At 61.0% G+C, this 17513-nt stretch carries 13 protein-coding genes and 2 pseudogenes; 7 read left to right on the top strand and 8 right to left on the bottom strand.

Features of this window, described 5'->3' with window-relative positions; all coding sequences use genetic code 11:
- Position 1 precedes the first annotated feature (1 nt).
- Both efeO and efeU read right to left on the bottom strand, forming a co-directional pair.
- Entirely contained in the window at positions 2 to 1198 is a 1197-nt protein-coding gene (gene efeO / locus WJU18_RS06235; protein ID WP_423459248.1) for an iron uptake system protein EfeO, read from the bottom strand.
- Positions 1199 to 1212: 14 nt separating this feature from the next.
- Entirely contained in the window at positions 1213 to 2028 is an 816-nt protein-coding gene (efeU, locus tag WJU18_RS06230; RefSeq protein ID WP_423459247.1) for an iron uptake transporter permease EfeU, read from the bottom strand.
- Positions 2029 to 2219: 191 nt separating this feature from the next.
- On the opposite strand from efeU, the gene WJU18_RS06225 reads away from it, so the two are divergent.
- From WJU18_RS06225 to WJU18_RS06210, 4 genes are all read left to right on the top strand, one after another.
- Positions 2220 to 2966: a sulfurtransferase gene (locus WJU18_RS06225; RefSeq protein ID WP_423459246.1), complete on the top strand. Its 747-nt coding sequence runs from the start codon at positions 2220 to 2222 to the stop codon at positions 2964 to 2966.
- Between the two features lie 85 nt (positions 2967 to 3051).
- Positions 3052 to 3732 carry a TetR/AcrR family transcriptional regulator gene (locus WJU18_RS06220; RefSeq protein WP_423459245.1) on the top strand — a complete coding sequence of 227 codons (681 nt, stop codon included), beginning with the start codon at positions 3052 to 3054 and terminating at the stop codon, positions 3730 to 3732.
- Positions 3729 to 4496 carry a hypothetical protein gene (locus WJU18_RS06215; protein ID WP_423459244.1) on the top strand — a complete coding sequence of 256 codons (768 nt, stop codon included), beginning with the start codon at positions 3729 to 3731 and terminating at the stop codon, positions 4494 to 4496. The genes WJU18_RS06220 and WJU18_RS06215 overlap by 4 nt, the downstream gene beginning before the upstream one ends.
- A 62-nt stretch (positions 4497 to 4558) precedes the next feature.
- Positions 4559 to 4819: an acyl-CoA-binding protein gene (locus WJU18_RS06210; protein ID WP_423459243.1), complete on the top strand. Its 261-nt coding sequence runs from the start codon at positions 4559 to 4561 to the stop codon at positions 4817 to 4819.
- A gap of 24 nt (positions 4820 to 4843) precedes the next feature.
- On the opposite strand, the gene WJU18_RS06205 is transcribed toward WJU18_RS06210, so the two are convergent.
- Entirely contained in the window at positions 4844 to 6007 is a 1164-nt protein-coding gene (locus WJU18_RS06205) for an aminopeptidase (protein WP_423459242.1), read from the bottom strand.
- A gap of 269 nt (positions 6008 to 6276) precedes the next feature.
- Here WJU18_RS06205 and WJU18_RS06200 point away from each other — a divergent pair, with 269 nt between their 5' ends.
- On the top strand, positions 6277 to 7524 hold the full coding sequence (locus WJU18_RS06200; RefSeq protein WP_423459241.1) for a M20 aminoacylase family protein: 1248 nt from the start codon (positions 6277 to 6279) through the stop codon (positions 7522 to 7524).
- On the top strand, positions 7521 to 8597 hold the full coding sequence (locus tag WJU18_RS06195; protein ID WP_423459240.1) for a M14 family metallopeptidase: 1077 nt from the start codon (positions 7521 to 7523) through the stop codon (positions 8595 to 8597). The genes WJU18_RS06200 and WJU18_RS06195 overlap by 4 nt, the downstream gene beginning before the upstream one ends.
- Before the next feature lie 543 nt (positions 8598 to 9140).
- On the opposite strand, the gene WJU18_RS06190 is transcribed toward WJU18_RS06195, so the two are convergent.
- Complete coding sequence (locus WJU18_RS06190; protein ID WP_423459239.1) at positions 9141 to 9821, bottom strand: hemagglutinin repeat-containing protein; 681 nt, start codon at positions 9819 to 9821, stop codon at positions 9141 to 9143.
- 6 nt (positions 9822 to 9827) lie between these two features.
- Between WJU18_RS06190 and WJU18_RS06185 the strand changes: the two are divergent.
- Positions 9828 to 9995, top strand: a pseudogene (locus tag WJU18_RS06185) (DUF2817 domain-containing protein); the annotation flags it as partial.
- Positions 9996 to 10419: 424 nt separating this feature from the next.
- On the opposite strand, the pseudogene WJU18_RS06180 reads toward WJU18_RS06185, so the two are convergent.
- The 4 genes and pseudogenes from WJU18_RS06180 to WJU18_RS06165 form a co-directional block, all read right to left on the bottom strand.
- Positions 10420 to 10761: pseudogene (locus WJU18_RS06180) on the bottom strand (Imm58 family immunity protein).
- A gap of 539 nt (positions 10762 to 11300) precedes the next feature.
- Positions 11301 to 15146, bottom strand: coding sequence for an RHS repeat-associated core domain-containing protein (locus tag WJU18_RS06175; protein WP_423459238.1), 3846 nt, complete (start codon positions 15144 to 15146; stop codon positions 11301 to 11303).
- Between the two features lie 285 nt (positions 15147 to 15431).
- The gene (locus tag WJU18_RS06170; protein ID WP_423459237.1) at positions 15432 to 16100 is read right to left on the bottom strand and encodes a hypothetical protein; all 669 of its coding nucleotides are present in this window, start codon (positions 16098 to 16100) and stop codon (positions 15432 to 15434) included.
- A gap of 122 nt (positions 16101 to 16222) precedes the next feature.
- Positions 16223 to 17413, bottom strand: coding sequence for a LysR family transcriptional regulator (locus WJU18_RS06165; protein WP_423459236.1), 1191 nt, complete (start codon positions 17411 to 17413; stop codon positions 16223 to 16225).
- Positions 17414 to 17513 lie beyond the last annotated feature (100 nt).

Raw genomic sequence — 17513 nt, 5'->3', positions numbered from 1 at the left:
TTCATTCCAGTCCCAGCGCTGCATTCACCTTGGCCATCTCATCGCTCAGCGCGCGCACCGTACCCGCCAGCGCCTTGCGCTGCGCCTCGTCGAGCCGCACGGGCTTGAACCCCTCCCCTTCCCGGTACGGATCCAGGGCGGCACTCAATTCCGAAAAGCGCTGATCGACACTTTTCTGCAGATCAGGCGACGCCTTGACGAGCAGCGGCGAGAGCAGGTCGGCGATTTTCTTCGTACCGTCCAGGCTGCCCTGCAGGTTCGCCAACTCGCCATGGCCATAGTGGTCTTCGCCTCCGGCCGGCAGGTTGTCGGCTACGCGGCGCAACAGCCTGGCGCCGGAACTGGCAAGGCGTTCGGGCGGGATATTCAGCGCGCGCAGCCGCTCCTTGAGCTCAGCGACATCGGCCACCAGCCGCGTGGCCACCGGGATCAGCTTCTGGGCGTCATTCTTGGCCGCATCGGCACTGAAAAGGCCGTACTCGATACGATGGAAGCCGGCGAAGGCGGCATCGGCTTCGCGCTCTCCAAAATAATCGGCGCGCGCGTTGATCCGCGTGTCGAGATCGGCGAACAGCTCTGCCATGGGTTCGATGCGCTTGTAGGCCTGATGCGCAGGCGCATAGAGCGTCTGAGCCTGCTTCAGATCTCCAGCGCCAATCGCGTGGGCCAACGCATGGACCGCATCATCCAGGCTCCCAGCTTCCAGCGTTAGGAACACGCGGTACTCTGCCAACGCGCCCACGTAGTTGACCAGCGAGGGCCGGGCCGCCTCGGCATCCGACGCCGCCGAGGGCGTGACGCGCAGCTTGCCGCGCGGGTTGCTCAGCAGCCCGCAGGTGATGTCGAACTCGCCGGGCTGCAGCTTGACGGTCATGGTCTGCGAAAAGCCGGGAGCGATGTTCTCACGCTCCTCCACCACCATCACACCGTCGAGGATCTCCCACTCGAGCGCGCGGCTGGATTGGTTGACGATGGTGAAAGTCGTACGCCCGGCGGGGACCGTGATCTCGTTGGGCTGGCATTCATTGCCCTGGATGGTCACCGTCACGGCGTGGTCGCTGACCTTGGGCGGCGCCTTGCGCGCCACGCCCGAGGCATACCAGAAGGCCGCCAGGCCGGCCGCGGCCAGCAAGGCCGATGCGGCCACGGCCAGGCGCATAGGCTTGGCCAAGGATTTGGATGAAGGATTCGAAGGCATCGGGAAAAAGAAACTCAGCGCGCCGGCGTAGCCACGGGCCGCAGGAAAAAATAAAGCGAGCCGGCCAGGAAGGCCAGGTAAACGATCACCTCGCCCACCACCGGCGCAGCCTGGTAGCCCAGCAAGCCCGACAACACGGCCCCCAGGGGGCTGTCCATGGGCAGCGTCTCGCTCATGTCGAAGACCACTGCCTGCAGATGATTCCAGATGCCGGCTTCATGGAATTTGCGAAGCACGCTGGCCAAAAGGCCCGCCGCCACGAGCAGGATGAAAAGCCCGGTCAAGCGGAAAAAGCGCCGCAGATCCAGCCGGATACCGCCGGAGTAGAGGCCATATCCGATCCCCACGGAGACCAGAATCCCGGCAAGCGCGCCCACCGGCGCCTCCCACCCGCTGCTCTGCTGGAAAATGGCCAGCAGGAAAAACACGGACTCCAGGCCTTCGCGCGCAACGGCCAGGAAAACCATGCCAATCAAGGCCCAGGCCTGTCCGTCCCCCTGCCCCAGCGCCTTGTCGATCGAGTGCTGAAGCTGTCCTTTGATCGAGCGTGCCGTCTTGCGCATCCAGAACACCATGGACGTCAGCATGGCCACGGCGATCAGCCCCACGATCCCTTCGAACAATTCCTGCTGCTTCTGTGGAAATTCGGCTGCCACGAGCTGCAGGCCCGCCCCGGCGAACAGGGACAGCGCCGTCGCCAGCAGCACGCCCACCCACACCGCGGGCATGAAATCCCGGCGCCCGCTCTGGGCAAGATAACTGGCAACGATACCGACGATCAGCGCGGCCTCAATGCCCTCGCGCAACATGATGAGAAAAGGAACAAGCATCAGGAATCCGTACGAATGACACGCTCTGGAAGCCGATACTGAACGCTCTGTTGACACCATCCGACGCTCCGATGAGCATTCCGAGCATACCGCACCGAATAAGACCCATTCTCATTTACGGGCAATCGCCCCCAACCGGCTGATGCGCGCACCCCCTGATCCGTGCCGCGTGAATCCTTAAAATCGAGCCCGTGCCACTTCCCATCCTCAATATCGCCGCCTACCTGTTCGTTCCCCTGGACGACCGTGAAACCCTGCAACCCCGATTGCTGGCCGCCGCGCAGGCACGGGCTCTGGTGGGCACGATCCTGTTGGCCGAAGAAGGCATCAACCTTTTCCTGGCCGGCGAGCCTGAGCCCCTGCGCGCGTTTCTGACCGAATTGCGCGGCGATGCGCGCTTTGCCGCGCTCGAAGCCAAGGAGAGCTGGTCGGCCGAATTGCCCTTCCGGCGCCTGCTGGTGAAGCTCAAACGCGAGATCATCCGCATGAACCATCCCGCCATCCAGCCGGCCGCCGGCCGGGCGCCCGCAGTGGATGCGCCCACCCTCAAGCGCTGGCTGGACCAGGGGCATGACGATGCCGGACAGCCCGTGGTGCTGCTGGACACGCGCAATGCCTTCGAGGTCGATTTCGGCAGTTTCGAAGGCGCGATTGACTGGCGCATCGACAAGTTCACCGAATTCCCGCAGGCCGTGCAGGAACACCGGGCCGAACTCGAAGGCAAGACAGTGGTGAGCTTTTGCACAGGCGGCATCCGTTGCGAGAAGGCGGCGATCTACATGCGCGAGCAAGGGCTGCCCCATGTGCTGCAGCTGGAAGGCGGCATCCTCAAGTACTTCGAGGAAGTGGGCGGAGCCCACTACCGGGGCGACTGCTTTGTCTTCGATGAGCGCGAAGCGCTGGCCCCGGACCTCTCCGCGCGCCGCTCATTGCCGTAGCACCATGAGGCCATAGCGGCACATGCCAGCCGCATGTTTATGATCTCGCCATAGGAGATAACGACCTTCGACTGGAGAAACGAGGATGGCCAAGAAAGCGCCCCGACGCACCGCCGAGCGCATATTGCTGACCACGCTCGATCTATTCAACCGGTATGGTGAACCCAATGTGTCCACCACGATGATCTCGGCCGAGCTGAACATCAGTCCCGGCAACCTCTACTACCACTACCCGTCCAAGGATGAACTGGTCAACACGCTGTTCGGCCAGTTCGAAACGGCGCTGCATGAATTGCTGGGTGCTGCAGAAGGTGTGCGTGATGTGGAAGACGCCTGGTTCTTCCTGCATTCGCTGTTCGAGCTGATCTGGCAATACCGCTTCCTGTACCGCGACCTCAACCACCTGCTTTCACGCAACCGGCGCCTGGAGACGCATTTCCCCGCCATCCTGATGCGCAAGCGCACCGCCGTGCGCCAGATACTCGACACCCTGGCCGCGCCGGGCAACGGCACGCCGCCCACGCTCGAGGAAGATCATGCCCGAAACGCCGTGGCAGCCACCATGGTGGTGGTGCTCACCTACTGGCTGAGCTATGAATATGTCCTCAACCCTCGTGGCGCGATGGAGCCAGCCAATGCCGAAGATGCGCTTCTTCGCGGAGCCTACCATGTGCTCGGCATGCTGGCGCCCCACGTAAACGATGAGGCACGTGCCCACTTGACGACCCTGATTTCGGCCTATGATGCAAAAAACTTCTCGTCATGACGGCCCACCAATCCCACGCCAGCGAACACCGCTTCGACAGCAGGCAGCTAGCCTCCCAGTGGCAACGGCTGCACGTGCTCGACTGCGAGTCCCTGCCTGAAGATCCGGCCGTGCTGGAGGGCTGGGCCCTGTTTCACGCTGGCGACTTTGAGAAGGCCGAACTGGCGGGCCTGGCCGCCGGGCGCGCCGGGGCTTCACTGGCCAACCGGGCGGCCACCGCCTACGCGGCGCTGGTGGAGTCAAGCGAGAAATCGCGGCTGGATCTGTTTCAGAACATCCATGCCCGCGCCAGCGCCCATGTGACCGATGAGCCCGGCAACCCCAACGCCTGGTTCTGGCAGGGCTATGCGCTATGGCGTTACAGCCAGGGCATCCATGTGGCCCGTGCGCTGGCTCAGGGCCTGGGCACGCAAATTCGCGCCGCGCTGGAGCAAGCCCTCCAACTGGCGCCGGGCCATGTCTATGCCCATCTGGCGCTGGGCGGCTTCGATGCCGAGGTGATCGACAAGGTAGGCCCCCTGGTAGGCGCCATGACCTACGGGGCCCGAGCCGAAGCCGCGCGGTGGCATTTCCGTGAAGCGCTGCGCATGGCACCCGATTCAGCCGCCGCCATGATCGGCTATGCCGATGCCTTGGTCACGCTGGAAGGAGAAGCGCGGCTGACAGAAGCCACCCAGTTGTATGAACAGGCCGCCTGCATCACCGCACGGGATGCGGTAGAAGGCCTGTGGGTGGATTTGGCACGCGCCGGATTGGCTTTGTAGCCCTGAGAGGCGCCACCTGAAGGGTGTCGCGTATATTGACGCCCTTTTCCAAGGAAACCGCCATGTCCGATCTCAAGACCCGCTTTGAAGAAGCCGTTGCCAACTCCAAGGGCCTGAGTACACGCCCCGACAACGTCACGCTGTTGCGCATCTACGCGCTCTACAAGCAGGCCACGCAGGGTAACAACGAAGAAGCCAAGCCCGGCTTTACCGACATGGTGGCGCGCGCCAAGTGGGATGCCTGGAAGAAGCTGGAAGACACCAGCTCAGAGGACGCCATGCAGCAGTACATCGATCTGATTGAAGAATTGCGCAACGCCTGATCCAAGCGGAATCCCCGGCGAGGATCAGCGCCGGGCGTGAAGGCCTTCGCCGCTTTTCCCGCCCATCTCCTTCAGCTTCTGGCGGCGCTCCTCCCTGGGCAGGCGCGCCAACGCAGCCACGGCGGCGTGGAACCGGGGCCAATCGCTACCCTCCCGCGCGAACAAGGCCTCGAAACCCGGCACCAGTTCGTCATACGCGGCCTGCACGCCAAAGCTGGCATTGTTGGCCCGCTCCACCCAGCGGTCATAGCCATTGAATGGATCGCCGGCAGCCGCCCAGCCTTGCTTGAGCGCGGCATAGCGGCCCCGAAAGCGCTGCATCACCTCGCTCTTGGCCGCCATGCGCCCCGCCAACTCAGCCGTGGATGGGCTCTTTCCTTCATACACCTCGCTCAGTTCCTCGCGCGTTTGCATGGTGAGCGCGCGAAAGGCGCGGCGGCGGGCATCGAAAGCGGTGTATTCGCGCCGCGCCGCATCACTGGCGTGCTCCTTCAGCCAACGCTCCACGCCCAGACGCTCCACCGCCGTGGCATAGGATTCATTGAACATGGTGTCGTCGTCCACGTACACCACCTGATGCGCGAGCTCATGGAAGATCATGCGCGCCAGCTCGCCTTCAGGGTAGCGGATGAAGGTAGACAGAAGCGGATCACCGCCTGCCCAGTTCAGCCAGCCCAGCGTCGAGTAGGCGGGAATGCCGTAAACAGCCACTTCCAGGCCGTCTTGCTGCTGCAATTGCCCCGCCAGCTCCCGCGCCGCCGATTCGTCGTAGTACCCGCGATAACCTACACAGCCCACGAAGGGAAAGCACCAGGTCTTGAGCACCAGCGAGTCCGGCGGCGCCGCCGCCACGTTCCATACCGCCGCACTGCGCTTCAGATCCGCGTAGCGGTGATAACTGGCGTTATCAGGCAGGGCCAGCTCGCTGGACGCGAAGGCCCGAAGGCGGCGCGCCAGCTCCAGCCGGGGGCGCAGCTCAGCCGGCGTGGCGGGATCGGCCAACCAATCCTCGATAGGACGGGCCGCGTTCATCACGGCCAGATGCCCCCCTATCGATTGACCGTAATAGGAGATGGACGAGCACCCCGCCAATGCCAACGCCGCCAGTGCCACAGCGCCCCACCCTGCGCACCGGCGGAAGCTGAAACGGCGGCCTCTGGATGCGGTGGAAGATCGTGAAATGCTCATGATGTGGGAACTTACGATGAAATAGGCCTCCGCGCCATTGCGCAGCCCGAAAACCTGAAGAAGATGACGCTCCGCCTTCGTCATACCGGCGAAAGCCGGTATCCAGCAGCAGCGGTGATGGATGCGCCATCCCTGGATACCGGCTTTCGCCGGTATGACGGAAAATCGGGAGCCGTTCAAATCTCCGCGCTGTCCTCCAAGAAAGCCCCTCCGCATCACCCTAGAAAGCCCTGATGCCGAATCCCGATATCCGGGCTAGACTGGATAGTATGAAGCTCAACGACGCCATCCTTGCCCAATCCAAGGATATCGCCGCCATCAGGCGCGACATCCACGCCCACCCCGAACTCTGCTTTGAAGAGGTGCGCACGGCCGATCTGGTCGCGCAAAAGCTCACGGAATGGGGCATTCCCATACACCGCGGCATGGGCACCACGGGCGTGGTGGGCATCGTCCATGGGCGCGATGGCGGCAAAAGTGGCCGTGCCATTGGCCTGCGCGCCGACATGGACGCGCTGCCCATGACCGAGTTCAACACCTTCGCGCATGCCAGCCGGCACCAGGGCAAGATGCACGCCTGCGGCCACGATGGCCACACCGCCATGCTGCTGGGCGCGGCGCAGTATTTCTCCAAGCACCGTGATTTCGACGGCACCATCTACCTGATCTTCCAGCCGGCCGAGGAAGGCGGCGGAGGCGCCCGCGAGATGATCAAGGACGGCCTGTTCGAGAAATTCCCGGTGGAAGCCGTGTTCGGCATGCACAACTGGCCGGGGCTGCCGGTGGGCACCTTCGCCGTCAGCAGCGGGCCGGTCATGGCCTCCACCAACGAGTTCACCATTACCATCACCGGCAAGGGCGGCCATGCCGCCATGCCGCACATGGGCATCGACCCCGTGCCCACGGCCTGCCAGATCGTGCAGGGCTTCCAGACCATCCTCACGCGCAACAAGAAGCCGGTGGATGCAGGCGTGATCTCCGTCACCATGATCCACGCTGGCGAAGCCACCAACGTCATCCCCGACTCCTGCGAAATCCGGGGAACGGTGCGCGCATTCACCGTCGAAGTACTGGATCTGATCGAGCGGCGCATGCAGGAAGTGGCCGAAGGTGTCAGCGCGGCCTTCGGGGCGCAATGCAAGTTCCATTTCCGGCGCAACTACCCTTCCACCGTCAACACTGCTTACGAAGCCGAGTTCGCGCGCCGCGTGATGGCCGGCATCGTCGGCCCTGAAAATGCCCTGCAGCAAGAGCCCACCATGGGCGCGGAAGATTTTGCCTTCATGCTGCAGGCCCGCCCCGGCGCCTATTGCTTCATCGCCAACGGCGACGGCGCGCACCGCGGCCAGTACGAAGGCGGCGGCCACGATGCCGGCCCCTGCACCCTGCACAATCCGCACTACGACTTCAACGACGAGCTGATTCCTCTGGGCGGCACCTACTGGATCAAGCTGGCAGAAGAATGGCTGGCCCACCAGCCGCCTGCCGACCGGCCCATGCCGGGAGGCAAGGCGTGATCAACATTCCAGATGCCTTTGCGGCCAGCTACGCCAAGGCGCGCGTCAAGTTCCTGGAAGCCGCCGCCACGGCCGGCACCCGCATCGAGTCGTTCAACCACCCCTTGCCGGGCCGCGAAGGCGAGCCCCTCGCGCTCGACGTCGCGCTTGATGGCGACCCCGCTGCCAAGCGCCTGCTCATCGTGAGCAGCGGCTGCCATGGCGTCGAAGGATTTTGCGGCTCGGGCGTTCAGGTGTTCGCGCTGCACGACACCGAGTGGCGCGAAAAAGCCCGCGAAGCAGGCGTGGCGGTCCTCTATCTGCATGCGCTCAACCCCTACGGCTTTTCGCATCTGCGCCGCGTGACGCAGGAGAACGTAGACCTGAACCGCAATTTTCAGGATTTCTCGAAGTTACTGCCCAACAACCCCGCCTACGGCCGCGTGCACTCGCTGCTGCTGCCCGATACCTGGCCGCCCAGTGCCGCCAACCGCGCTGCCACAGAGGCCTTCATCGCCGAAAACGGCATCAAAACCTGGCAAGCCGCGATTTCAGCCGGGCAGTACGAGTTTGCCGATGGCCTGTTCTACGGCGGCAGCGCCCCTACCTGGAGCAACCGCACGGTGCGTGAAGTGCTGCGCAAATATGCCAGCCAGGCCGCCGAAGTCGCCTGGATCGATCTGCATACCGGCCTGGGCCCCCAAGGCGTGGGCGAGCGCATCCATGCCGGCCGCAACGACGCAGAAGCCATCGCCCGCGCGCGCCGCTGGTGGGGTGAGAAAGTCACCTCGATCTACGACGGATCTTCCACCAGCGCCCTGCTCACGGGCCTGATGTGGGAATCCATCCATGAAGAAGCGCCGCAGGCCGAATACACCGGTATCGCGCTCGAATATGGGACCGAGCCCGTCACTGAAATCCTGGACGCCCTGCGCGGCGACCACTGGCTGGCCCAGCATCCCGAGGCTCCGGCGGAACTGGCGGCTGACATCAAGGCAAGGCTGAAGCGCGCGTTCTATACGGACACCGATGCCTGGAAGGGCCAGATCATCAGTCAGGCGCGGCAGGCGATGTTCCAGGCTTTTCAGGATTGAACTGAAGGCAACGCCATCCCTTGTAGCCCGTTGACAATTTCGTCGCGGGTTCCTTTTCCCCGTCATTCCGGCGAAAGCCGGAATCCAAGGGCGGCACCCGATTGGCCGCCGCTCCCACACGGGATTGCCGGCTTCGTCATTGCCGTGGCTGCCCTGTGTGTGCTTGTTCAGCGCGCAGATCCTGAACCAGGTAGCCCAGAGGAGTCACGACCTGCTGGCATACGCCATCGTTGACGCTCATTCCTGCCTACTTCCCAAGTTTTTCGGCGACAAGTCGTAGCAGCAGCAGGTAGCCGATGGCCGCAACAAAGAAGGCGGACTCGCGCATGTTCGCCTTCAGCCCAGGATATGCGAGACCGAAAGCGATGACACCGGCAAGGTAGATCCATTTTTTCTTCGTTGACGACAACTGTAGTCGTTGAGAAGCGCCTGCAAAACTCCGTTCGCGCTGAGCGTGTATTCACCGCCCCGAGGGCAGCGAAAGGCGAGTTGATCGAACAAGGCTCCGCGGTCTTAGCTCCTTCCCTCTTTGGGCATAGGTATCTACACATCTTTGTATTTCATCCCCGTCATTCCCGCGCAGGCGGGAATCCAGGGATAAGAGGCGCGGATACCCAACATGGTTTGCAGTGGGGTTGGCAGAATGGGGATGCAAAGGGAGTGCTTTTGCTGGCGTAGCGCCACGTAATCCTGGATTCCCGCCTGCGTGGTGCCTCCTACATTGATCTCGAAGCCGCCCTGGCCCGCCGCGATACCGCTTTGCTCCGTGACCACCGCATAGCTGCCATTGGCCCGGCCTTGGCTGAAGTTGGCTCCCGCATTGGTGCCTTGTGCACTACCCGAGCCTTGAGCGCCGTAACTGAAGTTCAGGCCCGAGGAGCTTTGCTGCGCACTGGCTGTAGCCGTATCTTGCAGGCTCTCGATGGTCAGGTTGCCGCCCACCTGACCCTTGACCGTTTCACCCTCGATGCGAGCCCCTTTCAGGCTCGTGCCGCCGGTGCTGCTAAAGCTGACGCCCTCCGTTGCTCGGATGTGCGTATTGTTCTGCTGGGTGCTTTGACCCTCGGCACGGCCTTGGTTGGTGCTGATGCTGGCATCGAAGCTGAAGGCGGTGCCTCCGTGGTAGGTCACCCCAGCTGTCCAGCCACTGCTTTGGTCGCGGCTGGTGTTGCTTGCATGGGTTTCTTGCGCCCCGAGATCGATGGTGTGGGCGCTTAAGCTCACCTCCTTGCCCTGCACGGCGACCACTGGCTAGCGCAGCATCCCGAGGCTCCGGCGGAGCTGGCGGCTGATATCAAGGCGAGGCTGAAGCACGCGTTCTAAACGGACACGGATGCCTGGAAGGGCCAGATCATCAACCAGGAACGACAGGCGATGTTCCAGGCTTTTCAGGATTGAATACAGACCGGTATAGCGGTGAGCGCTGTCGCTGGATTCCCGCCTGCGCGGGAATGACGAGGGGAAAGTTAGCTACGACTTTCATTAGAGATGCTACATCGCAATCTACCTGCTCTTTCGCCTCCATCGCTTCACAATCAAGAACCCGTCAATAGTTAAAACCACCACAAGAACAACGGCTATAGGCCACCATTGACCGCGCGCAAATGAAAAATAAATCGCAAGAAGAACCGCCAACCAAGCGGTAGCATGAAAGGCGATCTCTAGTACCCATGAATGCATCCAAGGAAGAAAAATTCTCATTAACCAAAAAGAATCAATGTACCTCACGAGAGAATTCCCGATGAAAGCCGATTCAGCGCAAAATCGGATTTTTACATCAATTCTTACCCATCCAAGCAACCGCGCGTCCTCTTGGCTGACCTTAATTCACCTTCGAAAGACGACCTTCTTCGAAATGGAATCGCACATCATCGAACCAGATAATATGATCCAACGGTTCGTGTTTCACAAGAATTTGATCTCGTGGGCGACGGGTCGCCACCGAATTGAGTCGTCCCAGAACCTCCTCTCCAGGGAAGCTTTTCCATTCTTGCGCAACTATCAAAAAGGCTAGATCTCTTGCCTGCTTAGTAGACTACCCTCCCAGCTCTACATAGGAAAGAGTCACCGCCCTATCTATCCACAAAAATGCGAATAGTCCGCAGAAAAAAATTGACATTACCAGAACAAGAAGCGTCGAATAAAAAACATTTTTAATTATCAAAAACTTCCTCCAGATTCGCCACGGCAACGCTAAAGATTCACACAAAAGAAGATTAAGAAGGCGTAGTTCGCCGCACTTGATTTATCAAAATTCGGGACGTCACCAAATCATCATGACGCATGCAAAGCCTTCAGGGGCGACGATTAATTTCCAGGAAACCATTCTCTTTCGACATCAATCATATCTAATAAGACCCCCTCTCCACTCCTTCTTTGCCAAGAAAACCTTTTCCCCAACAGCTGGCACGTCTAACGTAACTACCTGCCCCTCCCAATGAATAGGAATTGATTCACTTCCTTGTAGAACGTACACCTTCTCCCCCAAGGGCCGTCCTCCTCTTTCGACTCCAGCCTCCCCTTCAAATAGACAATATTAGCAGGTGCAGTTGTAGCACCACAATCCCGCCTTACTACATTTGCAATAAATTGACCATCATCAGAGACTTTAGATTCAACTAACTCATCAGAACAATCATCCTCTGAAAATATCTGAATGCATCCGCCAAGCAGCATGCAGAGAAAAATTAACACCCCTCGCATTCAATACCCCATACACCTACAAAAACTAATCCCATCAACAATTTGAGCCTGATCATCGGGATCATCCCCGTATGGAGATTTACCTCCATAAATATCCCACCTAGAATTTGGAGGATATCCCCATTCAGGGCGTGAAGTACCTGCAGCCTGCTGAGCTCTTCCAGCCTCTTGCAGAAGAATATTTTGATAAAACCCAAACGAAGCGCCCGTCGCTCCAAAGTGGAAATTACCAAAATCCTGATATACAGAGCCTTGCTGCTTAAAATCCCAAGGACCTTTATTCTTCACCATGCTTCTGAACCATAATGGATTGGCACTATTCTTCGCGACGCGCATATTCCCATATATATCAACACCTGGAGGGGATGGTGGAACAAGTCCACAACGCGTCTTGGTCATCTGAGATTCAAAGTAGCCGTCCGACGGAAGTGGCCCCATAAAATCATTGGGATATCGCTTCAAACCATGCGGATCAATCCACTTCAAAGGATTGCCACTCACATAGGCAAATAAATTTAAGCCCCCACCCTCCCCAATCGGATCTCTGGACAACCACCTGCCCGCCGCCGGTTGGTACCCTCGGTACAACGTCAGATTGATCCCACTATCGTGGTGCTGCCACATGCCCGCATAGCCCACGCTCGGCATCAACCCGCTTTGCGCCACCACGCTGCCATACGGGCTGTAGTCTTGTCGCCCCACCACCTGACCTTGCGCATCCGTGACAGCCCGTACGCTGCCAAGATGGTCCCTGGCATAGTAGCGGCGATAGGGTACTGCGGCTGAAACCTCTCCCTGGCCGTAGTAGAGCGCATCGATCTGTCCATAGGCGTTGACGCGTGCGCATGGCGTGTATTCGTCGCACCACAGGTAAGCATACTGTTGGGTTCCGCTCACACTGCCGATCAGCCTGCCCTGGGGATCTCTCTCAAAATCGGTACGGCTGCCGCTGCGCTTATTGAGCACCCCCAATAGCTGCCCGGCGCTGTCCCAGCCGTAGTAGTTGAGAGCATCTTCGCGCGTTTGGCCCGCGAGGTCGACTACCCAGCGTTGAGGGGTATTACCGTCTTGCAGAACGATGGCATTGCGGCTGTCGTGGGTGAAGTTGCTGAAGCCGCTGGCATCGGCAAGCAAGACGAGGTTGCCGGCCTCGTCGTAGCCGTAGCTGCCCTGCGTGTGCTTGTGCGGGGTGCGAAGGTCCTGAATGAGGCGGCCCGAGAGGTCATATTTGAAGTGGTGATGATCCGAGCCTTGCTGGCTGCGCACCAATTGGCCTAGAGCATCGAAGGCGTAATTCAACTGCCCCTCCCATGGTGCCGGATTGGCGATCCATAAGGGAGGCAAGGGTTCCTGAGCAACCACGATGTTGCCCAGCGGGGGCGTGGCGTCTAGATGCTTGGACTGCCTGGCATTGCCGCCGAAGCTGATCTTGCTCAAAGCACGGTCCTTGGCATTGGTCTCCCAGTCGTAGCTCACGCGCCAGGGCTGGCCTTGCAGCGCCTGGCCGGTGGGTTGGCTGGTTTGCCCCAGATAGCTCGTGACAAAGGTACCCAGCAGGTTTTGCTCCGATTGCAAGCGCCCAAGCGCGTCGTAGACGTAGCGGCTGGAGTATTGGCCGTCCAAGGTGCGAGTCGTGATGCGGCCCAGGGCATCATAGACGTAGGCAATCTCATGTCGAGTGCTAATGCCGTTACCCAGGTGGTATTGCACGTTTCGGCTGGCGAGCTGTCCCGTACCCAGGACACCAGCGCCATGGTATTGATAACTCGTGGTGCTGACCGGATTCTGCGAACTGGTCATGCGCGGGTACAAGCTGTCGTACTGGATTTTGACGGTGCCAGCATCCGCGTAGAGGCCCCCACTGTATTGCCAACCCAGGGGCTGGTCATCCATGCTCCAGGCGAAGGTCCGAACATGGCCCATCGAATCACTTTGGCTGCTTACGCGCCCGGCGCGGTCCCATGTCGTGGTTTGGACATCGCCACCGGGATAGGTCTTCCTGATGACACGCCCCTGGATATCGCGTTGCCAGCGGGTGGTCTGGCCTTTGCCGTCTATCAGCGCGACCAGGCGCCCGTCGGGGTCGTATTCATAGCGCACGGTGATGCCACTGGGATCAGTCTGGCTGGCCAGACGCCGGTTGGCATCCCAACGATAGGAGGTAGTCCGGCCCATGCGGTCGGTGTGAGCCACCAGATCGAGCCGGTCATATTGCATGCGCTCGCTGCTGCCGTCAGGGTAGGTGATGGCAGTCTGGCGATTGAGCGCGTCATGGCTGAAGCGAAGGGTGTAGCCCTCGCTATCGGTCTGGCTGGCCATGCGGCCCTGGCTATCCCAAGCGTAGCTTTGCTGGACTTGCCCGTTGGGGTTGATCACTCGAATGAGCTGCCCCTGAGCGTCATAGTCGTAGCGGGTGACGTTGCCGAGAGCATCCGTGATACGGGCGACTTGGCCGAGCGCGCTGTAGCTCAGTTGGGTAGTTTGGCCGGCAGCGTCGGTGACCGTGAGCGGCAAATGTTTGGCATCGAAGGTCCAGTTTCCGATGGCCTCCTGGCGGCTACCGGCCACTTGGTGAGCGGCGACGCGGTCGACCCCGTTGGCGGCGTATTCATAACGGGTGATGCGCCCAGCGGGGTCGGTCTGGCTGCTGACTCTGCCCCGCGGGTTATAGCTGATGCGATGGATCTGGCTGCTGCCGTCGGGCAGCTTGCGGGCAAAGGCGATGGGGTTGTTGGAGGTGGGCGATTGGAATCCGGTGGAGCTCTGGCCGCTGTAGAAATACCAGATGTAGTTTTCAAGAGGAGATTTTTCAGCCTCAAGCGTATTGGCAAGGGCGGTCTGGTCTCGCGCGGCATGATGCCAATGGCGGATGTACGCCCGTGTGTAATCGAGTTTGCCCCCCATGGCGCTCATGGTGGTCTTGTTCCAATAGAAACTATTGCGCGAGCTCATGTAGCGGTTGAACACGGCCGGCGCGTTGGGCACACTTGGGATCTGGTCAGCGCCCAAGCTGAAAGGCAGGCCTGGTGCGCCATGCATCATTTCCTGTCGCTCGGTGTGGCCAAGCGGGTCGGTGATCTGCGACCACTTCCGGTAGCCGTCCTGGCCGGTGACGATCTGAGTGGTGCCATAGGGGGTGGTAACGCTGCTGATGCCACCCGCAGCGCTGTAAGCCATCTGGCTGGTCAAACCTATGACATCAGTGATGCTTTGCAGCCTGCCCTGAGCGTCGTAGCTGAACTGGGCCTCGCGGCCCGCGAAGTCCGTGACACGGGTGATACTTTGAGGCTGGGCCGCGCTGTCGTATGAGAAACGGGTGATGCGGCCTGCCGCGTCAGTCAGGCTACTCAAGCGCTCTTGAGTGTCATAGGCCAGCCGCACGCTGTGCCCATGAGGGTCGGTGATCGCGCTCAGCCGGATGCGACGCTTGCCGTTGGCCAGGGCTTCAGCTTGGGCGTACATTTCTGTGGTGCCGTCGGGCAGGATGCGCTGGTATTGCACGGGGTTGGCACTGGCGAGCACCAGTCGCGCTTGCGTGCTTGACTCAAGAGCGAAACCGCCGTTGGCGGCGCTGTATCCGGCGTAAACCAGGTAGCCGCCGTCGCGCGCGAAGATCTGCACGTCTTTTCCCGGCGCGGCGGGGATATCCTCAAGCCATGCTTGCCAGTTGTGCTGCCAGCCGGGGCCGACGTGACCACCAGGCAAGCTGGCCGGCTGCTGCCGCCCCCGGGTAGCATGGCTAAGCGAAAACGCGGTAGAGGGCCCCAGGCTGGCGGTACTCAGCAGCGGGGTGTCGCTCAGGTATGCGGCAGCGTGGGCGCTGCCGCCGAGCCCGCAAACAACCATGCCAATGGATCCACCAGGGCCACCTGGAAAACCAGGACCGCCAGAACCACCAGGTCCACTAGAACCGCTTGGGCCCCCCGAACTACTTGCCGGGCACCCGGGATGGCCGGGTTCCACTGGCGCGGGTGGTTTGCTCGTGACGCCGGCTTTTGCGCTCAGGCTCAGGCCCAGCGCAGTGCTGAGCAACCAAGCGCGCAATGCCCCGGTGCACGTTTTTTTCCTATAGGTCATTTCGTTCTGCAAAGTGTTCGATGCCGTCTATCGGCCAAGCGTTACGGGGTGCGGTCAATCGGAGGAGGTCAGAGGGATGTAGGTCATTGGGTCGATCCGCTGGCCTCGGGCCAGCGGCGCGGCGCTGCGTGCCTCGATGGGCCGGCCGTCAGTGAAACGCCAGGCGCCTTGGATGTAAGTGGCCTGGCAGTCCTTATCGCCCGCGCGGCACAGCGCTGTCACGCAACCGACAGCTTTCCAATAAGCCAAGGCCAAGCTATCCACGGGCGCTGGATTCATGGCACTGCCTGCAGGGCCTCCATGGGGGCGAAAGCGCACCAGATCACCCTTTTTCAGCGGCATGGCCTCGCTTTCCTCCATAGACATGAGGGCTATGACGCGCAGGCTGCCGCCAGTGCCGATGGGCACGCGCACGGCCACGGCTTGGATGCGCTCGGCAAATTGCTGGCTGTCGGCAGGCAACCCGGCCCATCGCCCCTGGGCCTGAACAGCTCGCAGCAATTGACGACTTTGCTTGTCGCTCAGCAAGGCTTCGAGGCGGCCGATCAGCACACCGGTGTAATCACCATCAGCCAGCAGATCGCACCCATGGACCGGGCAATGATGAGCTTCGGCGCCTGCCGCTGCTGCAGGCATTTGGCAGGTAGACCACAGCGCCAGAACACAGGCCATTACTTGGGCACCACGTTTGAGCGGCAGTTCGCTCAATAGCCGGAAACTCATTCGCATCACCTTGTCTTTTTTTGATAAAAATAAAACCTTTGTACTAATTATATTTAATGAAAACAAAAAAATAGAACCTAATGAATCAATTCATAAGGTTCTATCCTCAGGAATCGCGAAAGCTATCGACTGAAGTGCCGGATCTCGTCCATCAGCATCAAGGTTCCCGGCGGCAGTCTGGCCCCGGCGCGGGTGGCCAGGCCGATGTAGCGGCGCAGGCCGTCCATCGGAAATGGCAACACCCGAAGGTGACCGGCATCGACTTCATAGCGCAGTTGGTGGGTGGACAGCACGGTGAGCATGCCGCCTTCCATGAGCATGCCGCGCACCAAGGCCAGATCGCCCGTTTCAACGGCTGGCACCAGAGCCTGCTCGCCGTGGTCCACGAAGAACTGATCGAGCGACGCGCGCAGCGGCGTGCCAGGCCGTGACAGCACCCACGACTGGCCGCGCAGATCGCCAAATCCTATGTGGCGCTTGAGTGCCAATGGGTGTGTGGCCGCGGCCATCAGGCCCAGTTCGTCCTCGAACAAGGTTTCCACCGCCAGCGCACGGTCGGCCACCGGGCGCAGCGCGCCAATGATGAAATCCACCTTGCCGCTCATGAGGCCTGCATACAACTGCTCATAGGGGCTCTCCAGGGAGTGAATGCGCAGACCCGGATGCGCCGCGCGCAATGCACCGATCGCCCGTGGCAGCACGCGCGTACGGGCCAATGGGAGTGTGCCGACGGTGATCAAGCCCTGCAGGCTTCCCCGGGCAGCGGCCATGTCGTCTTCCAGGTAGCGCAACTCCGCCAGCGCCCGATCGAAGCGCAGCACCCAGCGTGTCCCGGCATCAGTGGGCATGAGGCCGAAGGCGGTACGCAGGAACAGCTTCTGCCTCAGCGCGCTCTCCAGCCGGGCCAGGGCATTGCTCACCGCCGGTTGGGATACGCCTAGCCGCCGGCCCACCGTGGGCAGGTGGTGCAATTCAGCCACCAGGGATGCCGCCCGAAGACGGCGTTCGTCGTAGAGAACATCCTCGGCTGCGGCAGGTAGAACCGCCGCCCCGGTACCGTCAGCGGCCTCCTCCAGGACAGCAGACAGCTCCTGCTGGATGCGATCGAAACGGGCCAGCACCAGCGCCCCTGCGGACGTCGGCAACATGCCGCGCCCCTTGCGTTCGAACAGGGGCATGCCCACCCTGGCCTCCAGCAGCGCCACTGAGCGGCTCACGGCAGAGGCCGCGCGCAGCAGCGATTCCGATGACGGCCGCACCCCGCCCGCGCGCGCGACCGCGCTGAGGGTCCGGATGTGATGCAACGGAAGCATGCGGGTATTTCATCATATCCAGCGCACCCCGCTCATTCATGAATTCGAACAGTAATCGGCACACAAAGCAACCTTGAGTCCGGCATAAATTTCAACAATA

The sequence above is a fragment of the Ottowia sp. VDI28 genome (assembly GCF_049532675.1).
GTDB lineage: Bacteria > Pseudomonadota > Gammaproteobacteria > Burkholderiales > Burkholderiaceae_C > Ottowia.
The sequence above is the reverse complement of the archived record's forward strand: the minus strand, read 5'-3'. Positions and strand labels throughout refer to the sequence as shown.

Excerpts from the sequence above, each read along its gene's own strand:
- efeO (WP_423459248.1), bottom strand. The coding sequence starts at position 1,198 with ATGCCTTCGAATCCTTCATCCAAATCCTTGGCCAAGCCTATGCGCCTG.
- efeU (WP_423459247.1), bottom strand. The coding sequence starts at position 2,028 with ATGCTTGTTCCTTTTCTCATCATGTTGCGCGAGGGCATTGAGGCCGCG.
- WJU18_RS06220 (WP_423459245.1), top strand. The coding sequence starts at position 3,052 with ATGGCCAAGAAAGCGCCCCGACGCACCGCCGAGCGCATATTGCTGACC.
- WJU18_RS06215 (WP_423459244.1), top strand. The coding sequence starts at position 3,729 with ATGACGGCCCACCAATCCCACGCCAGCGAACACCGCTTCGACAGCAGG.
- WJU18_RS06210 (WP_423459243.1), top strand. The coding sequence starts at position 4,559 with ATGTCCGATCTCAAGACCCGCTTTGAAGAAGCCGTTGCCAACTCCAAG.
- WJU18_RS06205 (WP_423459242.1), bottom strand. The coding sequence starts at position 6,007 with ATGAGCATTTCACGATCTTCCACCGCATCCAGAGGCCGCCGTTTCAGC.
- WJU18_RS06200 (WP_423459241.1), top strand. The coding sequence starts at position 6,277 with ATGAAGCTCAACGACGCCATCCTTGCCCAATCCAAGGATATCGCCGCC.
- WJU18_RS06175 (WP_423459238.1), bottom strand. The coding sequence starts at position 15,146 with ATGGTTGTTTGCGGGCTCGGCGGCAGCGCCCACGCTGCCGCATACCTG.
- WJU18_RS06170 (WP_423459237.1), bottom strand. The coding sequence starts at position 16,100 with ATGAGTTTCCGGCTATTGAGCGAACTGCCGCTCAAACGTGGTGCCCAA.
- WJU18_RS06165 (WP_423459236.1), bottom strand. The coding sequence starts at position 17,413 with ATGCTTCCGTTGCATCACATCCGGACCCTCAGCGCGGTCGCGCGCGCG.